The organism is Baekduia sp. (genome assembly GCF_035685985.1).
Taxonomy (GTDB): domain Bacteria; phylum Actinomycetota; class Thermoleophilia; order Solirubrobacterales; family Solirubrobacteraceae; genus Baekduia.
This window is the reverse complement of record NZ_DASRZV010000015.1, coordinates 108,364-126,476: the sequence shown is the minus strand read 5'-3', so window position 1 is coordinate 126,476 and position 18,113 is coordinate 108,364. Positions and strand designations below refer to the sequence as shown.

Annotated in this window: 18 protein-coding genes and 1 riboswitch; of the genes, 7 read left to right on the top strand and 11 right to left on the bottom strand. The window is 74.0% G+C overall.

What is annotated here, in order from left to right:
• Nucleotides 1-20 precede the first annotated feature (20 nt).
• Together VFG42_RS07545 and VFG42_RS07540 are read left to right on the top strand one after the other, a co-directional pair.
• On the top strand, nucleotides 21-599 hold the full coding sequence (locus VFG42_RS07545) for a hypothetical protein (protein WP_324906909.1): 579 nt from the start codon (nucleotides 21-23) through the stop codon (nucleotides 597-599).
• A 35-nt stretch (nucleotides 600-634) separates the two neighbouring features.
• Nucleotides 635-1,201: a nitroreductase/quinone reductase family protein gene (locus VFG42_RS07540; protein ID WP_324906907.1), complete on the top strand. Its 567-nt coding sequence runs from the start codon at nucleotides 635-637 to the stop codon at nucleotides 1,199-1,201.
• Here VFG42_RS07540 and VFG42_RS07535 read toward each other — a convergent pair.
• From VFG42_RS07535 to VFG42_RS07510, 6 genes are all read right to left on the bottom strand, one after another.
• Nucleotides 1,134-2,930, bottom strand: a complete 1,797-nt coding sequence (locus tag VFG42_RS07535) for an N-acetylmuramoyl-L-alanine amidase (protein WP_324906905.1) — start codon at nucleotides 2,928-2,930, stop codon at nucleotides 1,134-1,136. The two genes, VFG42_RS07540 and VFG42_RS07535, sit on opposite strands and share 68 nt — an antisense overlap.
• Before the next feature lie 266 nt (nucleotides 2,931-3,196).
• Complete coding sequence (locus VFG42_RS07530) at nucleotides 3,197-3,568, bottom strand: helix-turn-helix domain-containing protein (protein WP_324906903.1); 372 nt, start codon at nucleotides 3,566-3,568, stop codon at nucleotides 3,197-3,199.
• 43 nt (nucleotides 3,569-3,611) lie between these two features.
• A complete protein-coding gene (locus VFG42_RS07525; protein WP_324906901.1) occupies nucleotides 3,612-4,604 on the bottom strand; it encodes a Fic family protein in 993 nt (330 codons plus the stop codon).
• A gap of 147 nt (nucleotides 4,605-4,751) precedes the next feature.
• Nucleotides 4,752-5,459, bottom strand: coding sequence for an AIM24 family protein (locus tag VFG42_RS07520; protein ID WP_324906899.1), 708 nt, complete (start codon nucleotides 5,457-5,459; stop codon nucleotides 4,752-4,754).
• Between the two features lie 88 nt (nucleotides 5,460-5,547).
• On the bottom strand, nucleotides 5,548-6,705 hold the full coding sequence (locus tag VFG42_RS07515; RefSeq protein WP_324906897.1) for a PilT/PilU family type 4a pilus ATPase: 1,158 nt from the start codon (nucleotides 6,703-6,705) through the stop codon (nucleotides 5,548-5,550).
• A gap of 165 nt (nucleotides 6,706-6,870) precedes the next feature.
• The gene (locus VFG42_RS07510; RefSeq protein WP_324906895.1) at nucleotides 6,871-7,977 is read right to left on the bottom strand and encodes a sigma-70 family RNA polymerase sigma factor; all 1,107 of its coding nucleotides are present in this window, start codon (nucleotides 7,975-7,977) and stop codon (nucleotides 6,871-6,873) included.
• 341 nt (nucleotides 7,978-8,318) lie between these two features.
• Here VFG42_RS07510 and VFG42_RS07505 point away from each other — a divergent pair, with 341 nt between their 5' ends.
• Nucleotides 8,319-8,906 (top strand): hypothetical protein, encoded by a 588-nt coding sequence (locus VFG42_RS07505; RefSeq protein WP_324906893.1) that lies wholly within the window; start codon nucleotides 8,319-8,321, stop codon nucleotides 8,904-8,906.
• A 12-nt stretch (nucleotides 8,907-8,918) separates the two neighbouring features.
• Here VFG42_RS07505 and VFG42_RS07500 read toward each other — a convergent pair whose 3' ends face one another.
• The gene (locus tag VFG42_RS07500; protein ID WP_324906891.1) at nucleotides 8,919-10,247 is read right to left on the bottom strand and encodes a hypothetical protein; all 1,329 of its coding nucleotides are present in this window, start codon (nucleotides 10,245-10,247) and stop codon (nucleotides 8,919-8,921) included.
• 148 nt (nucleotides 10,248-10,395) lie between these two features.
• A riboswitch (cyclic di-AMP (ydaO/yuaA leader) is annotated at nucleotides 10,396-10,555 on the top strand.
• 129 nt (nucleotides 10,556-10,684) lie between these two features.
• On the opposite strand from VFG42_RS07500, the gene VFG42_RS07495 reads away from it, so the two are divergent.
• A complete protein-coding gene (locus VFG42_RS07495) occupies nucleotides 10,685-11,329 on the top strand; it encodes a septal ring lytic transglycosylase RlpA family protein (protein ID WP_324906889.1) in 645 nt (214 codons plus the stop codon).
• A 155-nt stretch (nucleotides 11,330-11,484) separates the two neighbouring features.
• Here VFG42_RS07495 and VFG42_RS07490 read toward each other — a convergent pair whose 3' ends face one another.
• Nucleotides 11,485-12,843 (bottom strand): hypothetical protein, encoded by a 1,359-nt coding sequence (locus VFG42_RS07490; protein WP_324906887.1) that lies wholly within the window; start codon nucleotides 12,841-12,843, stop codon nucleotides 11,485-11,487.
• Between the two features lie 85 nt (nucleotides 12,844-12,928).
• Here VFG42_RS07490 and glp point away from each other — a divergent pair, with 85 nt between their 5' ends.
• On the top strand, nucleotides 12,929-14,110 hold the full coding sequence (gene glp / locus VFG42_RS07485; RefSeq protein ID WP_324906885.1) for a gephyrin-like molybdotransferase Glp: 1,182 nt from the start codon (nucleotides 12,929-12,931) through the stop codon (nucleotides 14,108-14,110).
• Here the strand turns inward: glp and VFG42_RS07480 are convergent.
• Nucleotides 14,096-14,941, bottom strand: a complete 846-nt coding sequence (locus VFG42_RS07480) for a DICT sensory domain-containing protein (RefSeq protein ID WP_324906883.1) — start codon at nucleotides 14,939-14,941, stop codon at nucleotides 14,096-14,098. The genes glp and VFG42_RS07480 overlap by 15 nt on opposite strands.
• A gap of 117 nt (nucleotides 14,942-15,058) precedes the next feature.
• Here VFG42_RS07480 and VFG42_RS07475 point away from each other — a divergent pair, with 117 nt between their 5' ends.
• Nucleotides 15,059-15,955 (top strand): NAD(P)H-binding protein, encoded by an 897-nt coding sequence (locus tag VFG42_RS07475; RefSeq protein ID WP_324906881.1) that lies wholly within the window; start codon nucleotides 15,059-15,061, stop codon nucleotides 15,953-15,955.
• Nucleotides 15,956-15,968: 13 nt separating this feature from the next.
• Nucleotides 15,969-16,700: a hypothetical protein gene (locus VFG42_RS07470; protein WP_324906879.1), complete on the top strand. Its 732-nt coding sequence runs from the start codon at nucleotides 15,969-15,971 to the stop codon at nucleotides 16,698-16,700.
• Here VFG42_RS07470 and glpX read toward each other — a convergent pair.
• Nucleotides 16,691-17,686: a class II fructose-bisphosphatase gene (glpX, locus tag VFG42_RS07465; RefSeq protein WP_324906877.1), complete on the bottom strand. Its 996-nt coding sequence runs from the start codon at nucleotides 17,684-17,686 to the stop codon at nucleotides 16,691-16,693. The genes VFG42_RS07470 and glpX overlap by 10 nt on opposite strands.
• Nucleotides 17,687-17,705: 19 nt before the next feature.
• On the bottom strand, nucleotides 17,706-18,113 hold the full coding sequence (locus VFG42_RS07460; protein WP_324906875.1) for a hypothetical protein: 408 nt from the start codon (nucleotides 18,111-18,113) through the stop codon (nucleotides 17,706-17,708).

Genomic DNA, 18,113 nt, shown 5'->3' with positions numbered 1-18,113 from the left:
CGAAGACCAAGGGGGAGCTGATGTCCCTCCGGTCCTTCATCGCGCTGCTGTTCGCCGCCGCCCTCGTGGTCATCCCGGCGCGGGCCGACGCCGCGAGCGCGCCGACCGGCGGCACCGCGTACCAGACCCCGCCGGCCACGCCGAAGAGCACCAAGAGCCCGGGGACCGCCAAGCGCGCCCAGGCGCCGCTGCCGACGGCGACCGTCGGCGACGACGGCCTCGCGGTCGCCCCGGCGGGCGCGCCGCCGCAGGTCGCGGCGCTGATCGCGGCGGGCAACGTCATCGCCTCCACCCCGTACCGCTTCGGCGGCGGGCACGGCTCCTTCGACGACACCGCCTACGACTGCTCGGGCTCGGTGTCCTACGCCCTGCACGGCGCGGGCCTGCTGGACGCGACGCTCGACTCGACCGGGCTGTCGAAGTGGGGCCTCAGCGGCGCCGGCACGTGGATCACGATCTACGCCAACAAGACGCACACCTACCTGATCGTCGCCGGGGTGCGCTTCGACACGTCGGGCGCCAAGGCCGCGGGCTCCCGCTGGCAGGCCGCGCCGCGGTCGTCCAAGGGCTTCAAGGTCCGCCACCCGGACGGGCTGTAGGCCGCCCGCCCGCCCCGGTAGGCTCGCGCCCCGCCATGGGCCGCGTCCCGCCGTTCGACCCCGACCAGCCGCGCTCGCGCGCCTACCGCGCCTCGGAGGCCTTCGCCCAGACGCGGCCGGGCCGCTGGGTGGCGATCCACGTCGCGCCGCGCCTCGACCTGATGGCGATGAAGGCGACCGGCGGGCGCTTCGCGTCGTTCCCGGGCGCGCGGGTGGCGCTGCTGACCGCGCCGGGCCGGAGGTCCGGCGTCCCGCGCACGACGCCGTTGCTGTACTTCACGGAGGGCGAGGACGTGGTCTTGATCGCGTCCTCCTACGGCCGCGAGCGGCATCCCGCGTGGTACTTGAACGCGCTCGCGGCGGAGGTCGTCGACTTCCGCGTCGGCGCGCGCGGCGGCGACTACCGCGTCGTCGAGGTGGTCGACCCGGACGAGCGCCGGCGGCTCTACGACCGCGCCTGCGGCGTCTTCGCCGGGTACGCGGGCTACGAGGACCGCGCGGGCGCGACGGGCCGGACGATCCCGGTGCTGCGGCTCACGCCGGCGTCCCGCCCGGGCCCGGGCCCGGAGCCGGGGTCGAGCCCGCGCCCGAGCGCGAGCTGAGCGACGAGGTCTTGCGGACCGCGCGGACGTAGAGCGCGGCGGCCGACGCCTTCGCCTTCCCGCTGCCGGTGTGCGGCGTGACGCGGTAGAGCCCGGGCTTGCTCAGCGGCACGCGCGCGGTGAACTTCGCGGTCTTGGGCGTGACCTTCTGCGTGCGGATCGTCCGCCACCTGCCGTCCTTGCCCTGCTGCTCGACCTTCACCGAGACGGGCGCGATCGGGTGGATCGACCCGGACACGGTCAGCGCGCGGCCGGCCTTGACGCGCGTGGTCGTCGCCTTGGCGGTCAGCAGCGGCGTGCAGCCGACCTGGATGCCGCTGGTGGCGGTCGTCCCGCTGCCGGGCACGGTCACGCGCGCCCGGACCTTGCCCGCGGCGCGCCAGGTGGCGTTCGCCGTCCAGGCGCCCGCGTCGTCGGTGTCGGCGCGCGCGACGGTCACCCAGCCGGACTTGCCCTGCTTCTGGACCAGGACGCGCCGGCCGGCGATCGGCGTGCCGTCGGCCTGCCGGATCGTGCCCGAGACCGTCAGGTCGTCGCCGTAGACCACGTCCTTGGCGAGGCCGTCGAGCGCGATCGCGACGGCCGCCGCGGGCGTGACCGCCGGTGCGATCGCCGTGGTGCGCCGGCGCAGCTCCGGCAGCTGGGCGTACAACATGTCGCCCGGGCACTCGGTCTGGTCGCCGTCGCGGTGGCCGGAGATCCGCTGCAGGGTCACCGGCGTGCCCGACCTGTAGCGGTTGGTGTCGCCGCCGGCGCTGGTGAGCACGACCTCGCCGGTGACGGGCGCGCCGTGCAGCGGGAGCTTCCACGCGATCAGCCTGGCCATCGCGTCCAGCGCCGCGTCGGTCTGGCCGACGCCGGTGAACGTCCCGATGTTGGCGATGCCGGTCGAGTGGCTGTTGTAGCCCTGGGCCTGGGCGCCGATGACCGCCTGGTCGATCCCGCCGGCGCGGCCCTCGAAGATCTGCCCGTACTTGTCGACGACGAAGTTGTACCCCAGGTCGTTCCAGCCGTTGACGTCGCGGTGGTACTTGGCCATCGACAGCACGATCCCGGGCGAGTCGGTGGGCGCGTAGTCGTTGGCCGAGACCGTGTGGTGGACGAACGCGACCTGCACGTCGCCGAAGTCGGGCGCCGCCCGCGGCTTGACGCCGTCGCCGCCCCAGCCCGAGCGCGGGATGATCGCCGGCTGCGCGCCGCCGCCGGCGGCCTGGGCGGCGTGGGCGGCGGCGATCGCGGCGCGCGCGCCGCGGCGCTTGGCGGCCGCGGGGACCGCGACGAAGTGGACGCGCAGCGCGCGCTTGACGGCGGCGCGGGAGCCGTGCGGGACGCGCAGCTGCAGCTCGTCGGCGCCGCCCGCCCAGACCGGGTCGGAGGCGTGCGCGCCGGTGCCGGTGTCGGGCCGGTGGTCGTGTCCGGCGCCGAGCGGCACCCACGGCGACCACGGGCCGCCGCGCCTGCGGACGCGGACCTCCAGCGCCGCCGCCGCGCCGGCCAGCCCGTCGCGGACGCCGAGCAGGTCGAAGCGCCGCGGCGCGCGCAGCACGCCGGTGCGGCCCTGGGCGTCGAACGCGCCGCGCGCGACGGTCAGGCCGAAGCCGCGCGGCGCCGCCGCGGCGGCAGGCGTGCGCGCCCAGGCCGACGGGACGGCACGGGACAGGACGGAGGACAGGCCGGCGGCCGCACCCAGCGCGAGGGCACGCCGCCGCGTGAGCGACGGGGCGTCCACGACTCCGAGGGTAACCGCGCTCCCTTGCCCTTCAAGGCTTGCAGGGTTCCGTGCCGTGCGGTGCGCGCGTCCCATCCGAGACCGGAACCCACGAGTTCCGGATTCGATGCGATTGGGACCGCAAGTTCCGGGACACAAGCGCGTTGCCGCTTCTGAGACTTCCCGAGAGCAGGACGCAAGGGGTACGTCCGCGATGGTGGACCACGGCGACGGGTGCGGGCCCGTCGCCCACCATCGTGAGGATGAGGCGCTCCGCCCGGCTCGGGCTAGGCGACGACCGCGACGACCGGCACGTCGTCGCCCGCGGCGGTCTCGCCGCCGCCGCACTCCGCGCCCAGCCACCGCTCGCCGTAGGACCGCATGTCCTCGATGATCGGCAGCAGCGCCTGGCCCTTGGCCGTCAGCGCGTACTCGACCCGCGGCGGAACCTCGCCGAACGTCTGCCGCTCGACGATCCCCTCGTCCTCCAGCGCGCGCAGCCGCAGCGACAGCGTCCGCGGCGAGATCCCCGCCAACGACCGCTCCAGCTCGCAGAACCGGCTGTGCCCCTCCGCGAGGTCGCGGATCAGCAACAGCGTCCACTTCCCGCAGATGATGTCCGCCGTCTGGCAGACCGGACAGGTGGGATCCACGGGCATTCGGCCCATAACTATACCGAGTGAAGCGCACCTGCCGGTGCGGCTATCCGGCCGCGACGGCCTTCCGCAGCGCCTCCGACGCGCGGTAGCGGCGGTTGCGCGTCTGGCCCTCCGACACCACGAGCCGCGCGTCGATCAACCGCCGCAGGTCGTTCGTCGCGGTCGGCAGGGAGACCACCGCCTCGCGCGCGTAGCCGGCGCGATCCACGCCCTCGAACAGGCTCTGCTCCAGCGCGACCACCAGCCGGTCGGGCCACCCGCGCTCCCCCACCAGGCGCTCGAGCGCCGCCCAGCGCGCCGCCGCCTGCGCGACCTGGTCGAGCCGCCGCCGCGCCTGCTCGACGTGCGCGGCGACGCAGAAGCGCACCCACGGACCCGCGTCGCGCTCCGGCCGGTAGCGGCCGCCCTGGACCTGCTGGAGCACGCGGTGGTAGTCGCCGGTGTGGCGCCCGAGATGCTCCTCGATCGAGCCGAGCTCCGGCAGCAGCAGGCCCTCGCGCGCGAGCACGAGCGACTGCACGATCCGCGAGATCCGCCCGTTGCCGTCGCGGAACGGATGCACCGAGACCACGTGGAGGTGCGCCATCGCGGCGCGCACGGCGACGTGCGCGTCGAGGTCGCCCTCGTTGAGCCACCTGACGACCTCGCCCATCAGCCGGGGCACGTCGTCGCCGTCCGGCCCGACGTAGGCCGGCGGCGCGTCACGGCCGAAGCCGGTGACCGAGATCGGCCCGGTGCGCCACAGGCCGGGCGACCGGTCGCGCTGGAAGGCGCACACGTCGAAGTGCAGGTCCTTGATCAGCCGCTCGGACCACGAGAAGCAGGGGTCGATGCCCAGCGTCCCCACGCGATCCATCGCGCGCCCGTAGTCGGCGACCGCCAACTGGTCGTCGTCGGTGGGATCGGGCGGCGTGTCGCCCGAGGCCAGCGCGACCTCCAGCTCGCCGTCGACCGAGAAGCCCTCGATCGACACCGAGCTTCCGACGGACTCGGCGCGCGCCTGCCGGCGCAGCTGCCCGAGCCACGGGCCCGGCACGCCGGTGGCGTCGCGAACAGCACGCGACGGCCTTACGCGAATATTCGAATATTCGTCAAGCCATGAACCCCGCGCACGCGCTGCGCGCCGGCCGACGGCGCCTGAACTCGCCGCCGGCCGGTGTCGCGCGTGCCCGCTCGGCGGGATTCAGCCGCCGAGCAGGTTCCCCAGGGGGGAGTTGGAGGAGCTGGAGGAGGCGGAGGTGACGCGGCCCTCGGAGGGCTGGACGAGGACCCAGCCGGTGCCGGAGAAGGCCATCTGGATCGACTCGCCGGAGCCCTTGCCGATCAGGTTCTTCATCTTGAAGTCGGTGCGCACCGCGGTCGTGACGCCGGCCGACCAGGTGATGGCGGACTGGGCGTCGGCGTAGGTCGGAGCGCCGGCGACGTCGAGCAGGACGGGCGGGCCGTCGCTCAGGATCGCCACCCAGCCGGTGCCCTGGAGCGACGTGTTGTACAGCCCGGCGCCCATCATGTTCGACGCGCCCTGGACGCGCTCGATGTCCCAGTCGATGTCGGCGTCGAAGGCCAGCAGGTTGGGGCCGTTGACCGTGATCTTCTCGCCCTCGAGGTAGACGAGGTGGATGTCCTGGGCCTGGTCGGCCAGGAAGACCTCGCCGTTGCCGGTGACCCTCATCAGCTCCTGGCCCTCGCCGGTCACCGCCTTCTTCAGCATCCGGCTCATGCCGCCCGAGCCCGCGTGCTCGAAGCTCGCCTCGCCCTGGTAGGCGACCATCGACCCCACCTTGGCCTGGATCGTCCGGCCCGCGAGCGACACCTTCAGCAGCTTGGAGCTCTGCAGGGTGAAGGTGTCGGTCGACGGCGTCTCGTTGTACTGCGCGAGTGTCGTCTGCATGTCGCACGGCAGCGTTCCGGACCGCCGCCGGCCCGGCAAGGCGGTTAGCCGTACGTGGGCGGCAAGACTGGGGACTTCCCCAGTGCGACTACCGCAGGGCCGAGCCGTACTGCGGCGTCGAGCGCTGGTCCTCGGCCTGCGAGAGGTCGTCCATCGTCGTGCCCTTGCGGCCGTCGGAGGCGACCAGCAGCTTGAAGTCGTGCGGCGAGGACGCGAAGTTCATCGCCTCGTCCATCGTGATCCGGCCGGCCTTCAGGTGGTGGAACAACGCCTGGTCGAAGGTCTGCATGCCGTAGTAGCCGCCGTCGGCGATGACCTCGGGCAGCTTGCCGGTCTGCTGCGGGTCCATGATCATGTCCTTGACGCGGCCGGTCATGCGCAGGACCTCGCAGACCGCGACGCGGCCGTTGCCGTCGGAGGTCGGCACCAGGCGCTGGGAGACCGCGCCCTTCAGCGTGCCCGCGATCATCGCGCGCACCTGGTTGTGCATGTGCGGCGGGAAGAACTCGATCAGGCGGTTGACGGTCTCGGCGGCGTCCACGGTGTGGACGGTCGAGAAGACGAGGTGGCCGGTCTCCGCCGCGCTCAGCGCGGTCTGGACCGTCTCCTCGTCGCGCATCTCGCCGATCAGGATCACGTCCGGGTCCTGGCGCAGCACGCGGCGCAGGGCGGACTTGAAGTTCGTGGTGTCCATGCCGATCTCGCGCTGGTTGATCACCGAGCGCTTGTCGACGTGCAGGAACTCGATCGGGTCCTCGATCGTCACGATGTGCCGCGACCGCGTCGAGTTGATGTGGTCGATCATCGACGCGAGCGTCGTCGACTTGCCGGAGCCCGTCGTGCCGGTCAGCAGCACGATCCCGCGCTCCTCCTCGGCCAGCTCGCGGATGACCGGCGGCAGGTCGAGCTCCTCGATCGTCTTGATCCCGTAGGGGATCGCGCGCATCACGATCGAGACGCTCCCGCGCTGGCGGAACGCGTTGACGCGGAAGCGCGCCAGGCCCGACACGGCGTAGGCGAAGTCGACCTCGCCCTCGGCGTCGAACTCGCCGATCTTGACCTGGTCCTCGCCGAGCATCATGCGGACGGCGCCGTCGGTGTCCTCGGAGCGCAGCGGCTCGGTGCCGGCGATCGGCACGAGCTCGCCGTCGACGCGGCACAGCGGCTGCGACGGCACCTTGAGATGCAGGTCGGAGCCTTGCATCTCGATGAGCTTGATCAGCGCGCGATGGAGGTCGAAGGACACGTCTCCTGTGATCGGCAGCTCCCTCGATCGGGTGAAGGTCGCAGAGCGGTCGTTGGACGAACCGCCCAGGAACGCGGAAGGCCCACTTTCGCGGGCCTTCCCGAAGACGTGCGACTTCGCCCCTGGGCGAACGTCGCGACCTGATCGCGGCCCCCTGGGCCGTGATCAGGCGACGTCGCGGAGCTTCTGGGCCTCCGCGAGGGACTGCAGCTTCTTCAGCGACTGGTTCTCGATCTGGCGGATGCGCTCGCGCGTCACGTTGAACGTGCGCCCGACCTCGTCGAGCGTGCGCGGGTGCTCGCCGCCGAGGCCGTAGCGGAGCTCCAGGACGCGGCGCTCGCGGTAGGAGAGGTTCTCCAGCGCCTCGCGCAGCGCCTCCTTGGTGAGGATCTCGGCGGCCCGCTCGTAGGGCGACTCGGCGCGCTCGTCGGCGATGAACTGGCCGAACTCCGACTCCTCCTCGTCGCCGACCGGCTTCTCCAGCGAGACCGGCGCCTGGGCGGAGCGCTTGATCGAGTCGACCTCCTCCGGGTCGATCCCCGTGACCTCGGCGATCTCCTCGGCGGTGGGCTCGCGACCCAGCTCCGTGACGAGCTTGCGCTCGGCGCGGCCGATCTTGTTGAGCTTCTCGACGACGTGCACCGGGATGCGGATCGTGCGGGCCTTGTCGGCCAGGGCGCGCGCGATCGCCTGGCGGATCCACCAGGTCGCGTACGTCGAGAACTTGAAGCCCTTGCGGTAGTCGAACTTCTCCGCAGCGCGGACCAGGCCGAGCGTGCCCTCCTGGATGAGGTCCAGGAACGGCAGGCCCTGGTTGCGGTAGTTCTTGGCGATCGAGACGACCAGGCGGAGGTTCGACTCGACCATCTTCTGCTTGGCGTCGAGGTCGCCGCGCTCGATGCGCTTGGCGAGGTCGACCTCCTCCTGCGCCGTGAGCAGCCGGACCTTGCCGATGTCCTTCAGGAACAGCTGAAGGCTGTCCGTCGTCATGTCCGGGCGGAGATCCAGCGCCTTGGCCTTCGTGCGGCGACCGCCGCGCTTGTCCGGGGCGCGCTCGACCTCGTTGGCGGCGGTCGTGGCCGGGTCGATCTCCTCGACCAGCTCGATCTCGCTCTTCTCGAGGAAGCCGTGGAGGTCCTCGACGTCCGACTCGTCCAGGTCGAGCTCTGAGACCGCCGTAGCGATCTCGGCGAAGGTCAGCACGCCCGTGACCTGGCCGCGAGCCAGAAGGCCCTTGATCTCCTCGAGTTCCTGCAGTTCAACTACTGACATCGACGTCCGTTCGGGTTTGCCGGCGAGGCGCCGCCGGCTGGGGGGTTATCGGGTTTCGGAGGACGCGTTTCGGATCACAGCCGGGCGTCAGCTATAGCGACGCTACTGTCCGAGCGTAGGACCAAGGGTAGTCGCTGTTTTCGACCGCGGCAACGGTGTGTGACCGCCGTCACACAGATTCGCCGCTCCTCTGGGACATCTACGCCGAACGTCCTCGTTCGTTTCGGTTTCGGGTGTGAGTGGAACATCGGCGTACCGGTGCCGACCCTGGAGTCGCGACAGCGCTCTCTCAAACGGTGGACGAGCGGGGAACTGGCGCGTATCGCGCGTAGGATGGGCCCATGAGCCCCGCCGAGCGCGACGTCCTGTCGAGCCTTCCGAGCAAGCGCCCGACGCGCCGCAGCGCCAAGCGGGCCGACGCCGCGGGCGCCGAGCCCGCCGCCAAGAAGGCGCCGGCCGCGCGCAAGGCGACGCCCAAGGCGCCCGCGAAGGCCGCGGCGACGAGCAAGGCGGCGCCCAAGGGCGCGGCCAAGCCGAAGGCGAAGGCGGCGACGGCGGCGGCGGCCAAGAAGACGGCGGCGGCCAAGCCGAAGGCGACGGCGACGGCGACGGCCGAGAAGGCGACGCCGGCCAAGCGGACGACGGCCGCCAAGGCGCCCGCCAAGGCCGGGGCGGCCAAGCCGGCGCCCAAGGCCCGCGCGAGCGCGAGCGCCGCCGCCGAGGCCGCGCCGCGGAGCACGCCGGCCTCCTCCCCGCCCCCGCCGGCGGCGGGCTGGGCGACGCCCAAGCCGGAGCGCGGCTCCGAGCGCGAGGGCGGCGGCGACCTGATCGGCACCGCGATCCAGGCCGTCGGCGAGATCGCCCAGATCGGCCTGACCTACGGCGGCCAGGCGCTCAAGCAGGCGCTGTCGCGCCTGCCTCGCCCCTAGCCGCCGCAAGCGCTACTTCACCTGCTGCACCAGCTTGCCGTGCCGGTCGCGCACGGTCAGCTTCAGCGTGATCTGGCTCGTGATCGGGCCGGGACGGAACGCGCGGTAGGCGAGCACGATCCGGCGGGTGTCGAGGTTCAGCGGCAGGATCAGCGTGAGGCGCCCGTCGGGACGGGTCTTCAGGCCGGTCTTGCCCAGGCGGCGGAGCTTGCCGCCGACCAGGTGGTAGACGTCCAGCCGCGCGCCCGAGACCGCCTTCTTGGCCTTCGTGCGCAGCTGACCGCGGATCACGACGCGGTTGCCGTAGCGGTTGGTGTACGCCGTCTTGTGGTTCTTGACGAAGTACGCGCTCAGCTTGGCGTCCTTGCCGGTCGCCGGCGTCGAGGCGCCGTCGACGCCCGCGCCGCCGCTGCCCGTGTTCTTGGCGCCGGGCACCGAGCCGTTGGCCTTCGGCAGGACGACCGGGCCGTAGACCGGCGTCGCGTTGCCGGCGGCGTCCTCGACGTCGATCTGCACCGAGTGCTCGGCCAGCGGGAGCTTGAGGACGTCGAAGTCGACCGCGCGGGTCGCCGACGCCGGGCACGGCGCGGGCGCCGCGAACTCGTAGGGGTCGTCGTCGGTCGGGTCGACGTCGGCGCACGCGCCGCCGACCGGATCGGAGCTCACGACCTTGCCGTCGACGCGCACGAGCGTGCGGTAGACGCCGCCGCCGACGTCGTTGGCGACGTAGCTGAGCCTCACGCGACCCGACGACGCGCCGTCGTCGGCGACGGCCTTGGACGCGATCGTCGGCGCCGCGGTGTCGTGCAGGACCACGCGCGGGTCGGTGACCGTCGCGCTCGGCGTGCCCTGCGTGGCCCTGCAGACGTTCGGGTCGTCCGCGCCGCAGCCGAACGAGAACAGCACCGAGCCGGCGTCGAGGCCGACCGCGTCGAACTTCCCGGTGACGTTGCCCGTGCACGTGTCGGTCGGGCCGGGGGCGCAGGCCTCGAGGGTCTTGCCGTCGGCGCTCACCGCGTAGGAGAACGAGCGCACGGTGCCGACCGGCATGCCCTGGGTGACGCGGCCGAGCGTGACGCGCGAGATCCGCGTGCCCGCGGGGGCGGTGAACCGGTGGTAGGCGAACGTGCCGCCGTCCCACGGCCCGGGGCCGACGAGCGCCGCGGTGAGGCCGCCGCCGGTCGAGCACGTGTCGGTGGCCGCCGAGCCCGTGTCGGCGTGGGCCTCCCAGCCCGCGGCGCACCCACGCACCGTGTAGGTGTCCGCCCCGGCGCTCCCGGTCGCGCCGAGGACGATGGCGACCGCCGTGATGGCGAACGCCGTCCCTGCCTGCCTGATCAATGTTCCTCCGGATTCTGGATGATGAAAGGCCGGGTCCGCCGCATCGCCGACGCCCGGCAGCGCTCGTGGTTCGAGCCAGGCGGCAGCATTCCTGCGAACGCCGGCTCGCCGATGCGGCGTGACGTTGTTATGCTCCCGCGCCGTCAGCCGAGTTCGTGCGCCACCTCAGCGCGCACGGAGCGGGGGAACCACCTGTGGGACGCGTCTGCTGTTGCGACCCACCGGGGCGAATCGGTCCATCTAAGCCGTAGCGCCGTCATCCGGCGCGAGCCCGTCAGCTCACCCCGTAGGCCGTTGGATGAGGACCGAAAACGCACGTGCCATACAGGAACCTTCTGAAGCTGGGCGCCGCCCTGGGCGCTCTCTCCATCGCTGGGCCCGTCGCGGGAGCGTCGGCCGACGCCGCCGCGCCGGCGGCCGCTCCGGCGGCCGGCGGGATGACCTACGTCGACCCGACCGAGCCGACGGTCTTCGCCGACGGCTCGACGCTGACCGCCCCGCTGGGCCAGATGCTCGGCGGCGCCGTCTCCGTCAGCGGGTCCGTGGCCGGCAGCAAGCCCGGCGACGCGATCGCCGTGCAGCAGGTCGACGCGACCCGCGCGTGGGCGACGGTCGCGACGGCCGTGGTCGACGGCGACGGGCGCTACAGCGCCACCTGGACGCCCGCCCACTCGGGCAAGACGACCGTGCGCGCGGTGCTGGCCGCGGGGAACGCGACGACCGCCACGCGCGTGGCCGCCGCCTCGGCGACCGGCGTGGTCGAGGGGCGCGCGCTGACGCTCTACCAGCGGGCGCGCGTCACCTGGTACGGCCCCGGCTTCTACGGCCGCAAGACCGCCTGCGGCAAGCGCATGTCGCGCAAGCTGCTCGGCGTGGCCAACAAGACGCTGCCCTGCGGGACGCTGGTCGAGCTGTACAACAACGGCTCGGTCGTGACCGTGCCGGTCGTGGACCGCGGACCCTTCCGCAAGGGCACGAGCTACGACCTCACGGCGGCGACCGCCCAGGCGCTGGGCGTGCGCGCGACCGCGACGATCGGCGCGGTGCGCGCGGCGTCGCCGGCCGCCGCAGCCGCGCGCTAGCTGCAAGTCCCGAGCAGGTTGTTCAGGCGGTCTTCATGATGCGGGTCGGTCTATGACGGCTATGCAGTCATAGACCGACCCGCATCCGGCTCCTTCCGGCTCGCGGCACCACCAGCGGCCGCGCTCGGCGCCACAGGCGCCGGCGCCCACCGCCGCTAGGTCAGCGGCACGCCCGCGGCGCGCGCGGCGAACATGCCCTCGTCGGCCCGGCCGGACAGCGCGTCGATGGTCTCCCCGTCGTCCGGGCAGACCGCGAGGCCGATGGACGCCGCCAGCGGCACGCCGCCGACGTCGGCGCCGCCGATCGCGGCCGCGACGCGCGACCCGAGGTCGCGGGCGCCGGCGGGGTCGCGGTCGGGGCTGGTCAGCCACCAGCGGCCGAGGCGCTCGCGGACGATCAGGTCGGCGGGCGCCAGCTCGGCGGTCAGGCCGCGCTCGGCGGTCTCCAGGGCCAGCGCGACCTCGCGGCCGCTCTGGGCGGCCAGCAGGCGATCGAGGTCGTCGACCTCGACGACGAAGACGGCGAACGGCAGCCCGTCCTGCTCGCGGCGCTCGAGACGGCGGGCGATCGCGGCCAGCCACGGCGGGCCGGCGTCGCGCGTGGCCTCCCAGGTGGTGTCGATGCGGCGCAGGCGCGTGACCGACGGCGCGTCGGCGGGCAACGCGTACATCTCGTCGTCGGCGGCGGTGCCGTTGACGCCGGCGGGCGGCGCGGCGGCCAGCTCCTCGGCCAGCGACGAGAGCGGGTCGTGCGCCTGCTCCTCCCGCGGCCCGGGCAGGTCGACGACCTCGACGCCCGCCGGCGGCGGCGCGAGCGGCTCGTCCTCAGGCGCGGGGACGTGCGAAGGCGGCGGCGCGGGCGCGTCGCGGCGCGCGTGGGCGGGGAAGCGACCGTCCGGCGCCGGCGTCGTCGGCTCGATCGGCCGCACGCTGCCCGCCGGGCTGGGCGCGTAGGCCCGGATGCCCTCCGCGCCGGCGGCCGCCGTGCGGGCGCCGGGCGCCTCCGGCGGCGCGGCGGCCAGCGCCTCGGCCAGCGGCCCCTCCGCGCGGCCCGCGCCGTCGGCGACCGGCTCGGCCAGCGCGGACTCGACCACGCGCGCGCACACGTAGGCGAGGCGGTCGGAGACGTCGGCGACGACCTCGGGGTAGGCCTCGCGCAGCTCGGCGCGCAGCGCGCGCCAGGTCGCGGCGCGCAGGGCCTCGACGCCCGCCGTCAGCGCCGCGGGCGTGCGCGCGCCGGTCAGCCGCGCGGCCGAGGCGCCCAGCGGCGCGCGGCCGTCGGCGCCGACGACCAGACGCTCGAGCTCGCGGTCGCTGCCCAGCGCGGCGAGGATCGCGCTGCACAGCGCGGGGCCGCCCCGGGCCAGCTCGGCCGCGGGGACGTTGCCCGCCTGCGCCAACGGGGCGTCGGCGACCAGCGAGAGGAGCCACGCCTTGGCGACGCCCGCGGCATCGACCGTGGGCGCGTCCGCGACCGGCCGCGGCCGGCGGCCAAGTGGAACAGCTCCATCCATGGAGCGCGCATCTTTGCACCAGAAGATGACGGTTTGGTGAAGGACCAGGGACAAACCTGAACGACCGGATGGGCACAATGCCCTCGTGCCCCCGCTTCCGTCCGTCGACGAGGCCCGCTCCGCGCTCCTGGCCGCGGTCCGCCCACTCGCCCCCGTCAACCTCCCGGTGGCCGACGTCCTCGGCCTCGTGCTCGCCGAGGAGGTGACCGCCGCCCACGACGTCCCGGCCTTCGCCAACAGCGCGATGGACGGCTTCGCGACCCGCGGCGGGCGCGCCGGGGAGCGCCTGCGGGTCGTCGGCGAGTCCCGCGCGGGCACGCCCTTCGACGGCACGGTCGAGCCCGGCCAGGCCGTCCGGATCTCCACCGGCGCCGCGCTGCCCGACGGCGCCGACGGCGTGCTGCAGCTCGAGCGCGTCCAGGACGACGGCGACACGGTCACGCTCGGCGACGACGTGCCCGCCGGCCGCAACGTCCGCGCCGCCGGCGACGACCTCAAGGGCGGCTCGCGCGTGCTGAGGGCCGGCACGCGCGTCGGCCCCGCCGAGCTGGGCGTCGCGATCGGCGCCGGGCGCATGCAGCTGCTGGTCCACCCCCGCCCCCGGCTGGCGGTCGTCACCACCGGCGACGAGCTCGTCCCGCCCGGCACCCCGCTGCGGCCGGGCCAGATCCACGACTCCAACGGCCCGACCTTGTCCGCGCTGGCCGCCCGCGCGGGCGCTGAGGTCGTCGGCCACGGCCACGCCGTCGACGACCCCGAGGCGACCCAGGCCGTCATCGCCGGGGCGCTGGACGCCGCCGACGTCCTCGTCCTGGCCGGCGGCGTGTCGGTCGGCCCGCACGACCACGTCAAGGCGTCGCTCGACGCGCTCGGCGTGCGCGAGATCCTCTGGCGCGTCGCGCTGAAGCCCGGCAAGCCGACCTGGCTGGGCGAGCGCGACGGCAAGCTCGTCCTCGGCCTGCCCGGCAACCCGGTCAGCGCCTACGTCACGTTCCTGCTCTTCGCCCGCCCCGCGCTCAACGCGTTGCAGGGCGCCGACGCCGCCGTCCCGCGCTCGGAGGCCAGGCTCGCCGCCGCCGTCCCGCGCAACCCCGATCGCGACGAGCTGATCCGCGTCCGGCGCACCCCCGACGGCACGGTCGAGCCGACCGGGCCGCAGGGCTCGCACGTCCTGTCCTCGCTGCTCGGCGCCGACGGCCTGGCGATCGTCCCGCGCGGCGAGGGCGAGCTGCCCGCGGGCGCGACCGTCGTCCTAGAGCCCGTCTAGGTAGGCGATGATCCGGTTGGTCAGCGCGCTCAGCGCCGGCGCGGGCTCGTCCAGCGCCAGCGGGCGGTCGGTCAGCAGCTCGCCCAGGCGGTCGCCGAACGCCGGGTCCGCCCGGCCCGCCAGCCGCGCCGCGACCTGCGCCGCGCGCCGCGTGGCCTCCGGGTCGATCGTCCAGATCGCCTCGAAGCGCCGGTCGCCGTCGGATCCGGTCCGCCCCGCGTCGTCGGGCTGCTCCCAGGCCAGCAGGCACGCCGCGTAGCCCGGCGCGTCGACGATCACCGCCCACTCGTTGCCCATCGCCGCGTCGGACGCGACCGGGATCTCGACCGGCCCGCCGTCGGGATGGCGCAGCCCGCCCGGGAAGTCCGCGAAGACCGCCGCCGCGTCGGCGTGGGCGGCCAGCCGCCGGTAGCGCGCCTCGACGTCGCGGTAGAAGCGCTCCTCCTGGAAGGCCGCGAAGACCACCGGCGCGGCGGCCAGCGCCAGCGCCTCGTGCTCGATCGCCCGCGACAGCGCGATCAGCGTCCGCTTGCGCAGCACGTGCGGCCGCGTGGACGGGTCCTGCGCGGCGACCGCGGCGTAGATCGACGGGTGGTCCGACGCGCCGCCGGTGTCCTGCGCGCGCGAGATCGCGGCCGGCACCGACAGCCCGCGCTGGCGCAGCGCGATCACCTTGCGCAGCGTGTCGACGTCGTCCTCGGTGTAGCGCCGGTAGCCCGACGGCGTGCGCTCGGGGACGGGGAAGCCGTAGCGCTGCTCCCACATGCGGATCGTCCCGGCGGCGATGCCGGTGCGCTCCGCGACGTCCTTGATGGCGAGATCGGTGCTCATGGATGGCGTGCGAGAAGGTTCAACGGCCTGTTGAGCGTTCCCTGCACCTCGTCCTCGATGTACGGACGCCGACGTCACCGAGTTCATCGATCGGACGAGGTGGCTCGTACCGGTCGCGTGCCCGCTCGCCGGACGATCCTGCTCACGGGCGCCACCGGCTCGATCGGCGGCGTCCTGCTCCCCCGCCTGCTCGACGCCGGCCACGAGGTCCGCTGCCTGGTGCGCGACCCGGCCCGCGCCCGCGCCCGCCTCCCGGACGCCGCGACCGTCGTCGCGGGCGACGTGGTCACCGGCCAGGGGCTCGACGAGGCGGCCCGCGACGCCGACGTCGCGTACTACCTCGTGCACTCGATGGGCGGCGGCGCGGGCAAGGACTTCGCGCGGCGCGACCGTCAGGCCGCCCGCGCGTTCGGCGAGGCGATGGCTCGCCACGGCGTCGGACGGACGGTCTACCTCGGCGGCCTGGAGGGCGGCCACGACTCCGAGCACCTGCGCTCCCGCGCCGAGGTCGCCGACGTGCTGGCGCGGACGGCGCCCGGCGCCGTGCACGTCCGCGCCGCGATGGTCGTCGGCGCCGACTCGGCCTCCTTCCTGATGCTGCGCGGGCTGGTCGAGCACCTGCCGCTGATGCTCACGCCCAAGTGGCTGGAGACGCGCTCGCAGCCGGTCGCGATCGAGGACGTCACCAAGACGCTGGCCGCGCTGGCCACCCACGACGACCCGCCCGCCGAGGTCCAGCTGGGCGGCGCCGACGTCCTCACCTACCGCGAGATGATCCGCCGCTTCGCGCGCGTCGCCGGCCGCCGCCGGCCGCTGCTGATCAAGGTCCCGCTGTTCACGCCGCGCCTGTCGTCCTACTGGGTCGCGCTCGTCACGCCCGTCGAGCTGGGCGTCGTCCAGCCGCTGGTCGAGGGCCTGCACGCCGAGACCGTCGTCCGCACGCCGCCCCCGCCCGGGCTCAACGACGCGCCCATCGGCTTCGACGACGCGGTGCGCGCGGCGCTGGCGGGGTAACGTCACGTTCACGATGGTGTGGCTGATCGTCCTCGTGGTGGTCGTCGTGGCCGCGCTCGCGCTCGCGATCACGCTCGTGCGCCGCCTCGGCGGGCCGATGGAGGTCGCGGGCGTGATCGTCCGCGACCCGACCGACGACACCCGGATCGACGGCTCGGGCGCGGTGCGCTCGGTCCAGGGCGCGGACATCGTCCTGCCCGACCGGCTGTTCGGCGAGCTGTGGTCGACCGAGACGCTGGAGCGCCTCGCCCGCACCTACTGGTCCTACCTGACCTACGTGACGCTCGGCGTCATCCGCGTGCACTACACCGAGGGCGAGCGCTACGTCTGCCTGCTGTTCAAGCGCTTCAAGCTGCTGACCTTCGCGGCGCCCGAGTACCGGACCGTGGCCGACCACGGCGTCGTGCGCTGGCGGATCGACAAGGGGCTGCTGGTCGCCCAGCGCGGCCGCGGACGCGACGGCTTCCTGGAGATCGAGGTCCGCCGGCTGGACTGCGACGTCCCGGGCAAGCAGCGCATCAACGTCGAGGTCGAGGTCGCCAACTTCTACCCGCAGATCGCCAACCGCCTGGGCCGCTGGTTCTACACCAACACGCAGTCGCGGATCCACGTGCTGGTGACGCACGGCTTCCTGCGCCGCGTCGCCCACCGCGAGCTGGACGAGTCGGTCACCGGGAAGTACCGGCGCCGCGCCGCCGGCGACGAGCGCGGCGGCGGCGCGGTCGCCTCCAAGGCTCAGCCGTAGCGGCCGGAGACCAGCGAGCGCAGCTTCGTGCGGTCGTGGCGGGCGTGGATGCGGCGCACCGTGCCCGACCGCGAGCGCATGACCAGCGACTCGGTCGTCGCCGACCGCGCGCCCTGGTAGCGCACGCCCTGCAGCACGTCGCCGTCGGTCACGCCGGTGGCGGCGAAGAAGCAGTCGTCGCCCTTGACCAACTCATCCTGGTTGAGCTGCTTGCTCAAGTCATAGCCCTCGGCGATCGCCGCGTCGCGCTCCTCGTCGTCGCGCGGCCACAGCTTGCCGACGAGGCCGCCGCCGAGGCACTTGATCGCCGCCGCGGAGATGACGCCCTCCGGCGTGCCGCCGATGCCCCACAGCAGGTCGACCGGCGAGCGGTCGCTCACCGCCAGCATCGAGGCCGACACGTCGCCGTGCTGGATCAGGCGCACGCGCGCGCCGAGGTCGCGGACGGCCTGCAGCTGCTCGGTGTGGCGGTCGCGCTCCAAGGACACGATCATGATGTCGCCGACCTCGACGCCGCGGCGCTCGGCGACCAGCTCGATGGTCTTGGTCAGCGGGCGGTCGAGGTCGAGCAGGTCGGCGATGTCCTCGGCGCCGGCCAGCTTCTCCATGTAGACGATCGGGCCCGGGTTGAACATCGTGCCGCGCTGGCTGAGCGCGATCACGGCCAGCGCGCTGGGCATGCCCTTGGCGGCCAGCGTCGTGCCCTCCAGCGGGTCGACGGCGATGTCGACCTCGGGCGGCGTGCCGTTGCCGATGTGCTCGCCGTTGTAGAGCATCGGCGCCTCGTCCTTCTCGCCCTCGCCGATGACGACGACACCGTCCATCGAGACCGTGTCGAGGACGAGCCGCATCGCGTCCACCGCGGCCTGGTCGGCGCCGTTCTTGTCGCCGAGGCCGACCATGCGCGCCGCGGCCAGCGCGGCGGCCTCGGTCGTGCGCACGAGCTCCAGCGCGAGGTTGCGATCCGGGTGCGTGTGGTCGGCCATGAGGCCGGAGCCTATGGATTCAGCCCACCGATTGCGCGATCGCGACGAGGACCGCCACGGTCCACGGTCCCTGCGCGGTGAGGCGCAGGTGCAGGCCGTCGTGCACCCAGGTCAGCTCGTGGACCGGCTTCAGCGACGCCTGCGCCTCGCTCAGCGGCGCTTCGCGGTGAGTGAGCCCGTCGGCGACCGCGTGCGGCGCGGTCGCGTCGGGCAGCTCGCGCGCCGGCGGCGGCTGCGCGCCGGCGTAGAGCGCGAAGCGCCCCGGCTCCCCCGCGCGCGAGTCGTCCAGGTTCCAGGCGACCTCGACGCCCTCCGGCCCGACCGCGTGCACGTCGACCCAGCGCGGCAGCGGCAGCGCGACGCGCGGCAGCGGCACGGGCCGGCCCAGGTGCGCGTCGGCTTCGGCGATCCCTTCCAGCGGCTCCAT

What these genes read in the sequence shown, in the direction of transcription:
- VFG42_RS07545 (WP_324906909.1), top strand. Translation starts at nt 21, where the DNA reads ATGTCCCTCCGGTCCTTCATCGCGCTGCTGTTCGCCGCCGCCCTCGTG.
- VFG42_RS07505 (WP_324906893.1), top strand. Translation starts at nt 8,319, where the DNA reads ATGAGCCCCGCCGAGCGCGACGTCCTGTCGAGCCTTCCGAGCAAGCGC.
- VFG42_RS07530 (WP_324906903.1), bottom strand. Translation starts at nt 3,568, where the DNA reads ATGCCCGTGGATCCCACCTGTCCGGTCTGCCAGACGGCGGACATCATC.
- glpX (WP_324906877.1), bottom strand. Translation starts at nt 17,686, where the DNA reads ATGGCCGACCACACGCACCCGGATCGCAACCTCGCGCTGGAGCTCGTG.
- VFG42_RS07540 (WP_324906907.1), top strand. Translation starts at nt 635, where the DNA reads ATGGGCCGCGTCCCGCCGTTCGACCCCGACCAGCCGCGCTCGCGCGCC.
- VFG42_RS07480 (WP_324906883.1), bottom strand. Translation starts at nt 14,941, where the DNA reads ATGAGCACCGATCTCGCCATCAAGGACGTCGCGGAGCGCACCGGCATC.
- VFG42_RS07520 (WP_324906899.1), bottom strand. Translation starts at nt 5,459, where the DNA reads ATGCAGACGACACTCGCGCAGTACAACGAGACGCCGTCGACCGACACC.
- VFG42_RS07460 (WP_324906875.1), bottom strand. Translation starts at nt 18,113, where the DNA reads ATGGAGCCGCTGGAAGGGATCGCCGAAGCCGACGCGCACCTGGGCCGG.
- VFG42_RS07470 (WP_324906879.1), top strand. Translation starts at nt 15,969, where the DNA reads ATGGTGTGGCTGATCGTCCTCGTGGTGGTCGTCGTGGCCGCGCTCGCG.
- VFG42_RS07495 (WP_324906889.1), top strand. Translation starts at nt 10,685, where the DNA reads ATGACCTACGTCGACCCGACCGAGCCGACGGTCTTCGCCGACGGCTCG.
- VFG42_RS07510 (WP_324906895.1), bottom strand. Translation starts at nt 7,977, where the DNA reads ATGTCAGTAGTTGAACTGCAGGAACTCGAGGAGATCAAGGGCCTTCTG.
- VFG42_RS07490 (WP_324906887.1), bottom strand. Translation starts at nt 12,843, where the DNA reads ATGGATGGAGCTGTTCCACTTGGCCGCCGGCCGCGGCCGGTCGCGGAC.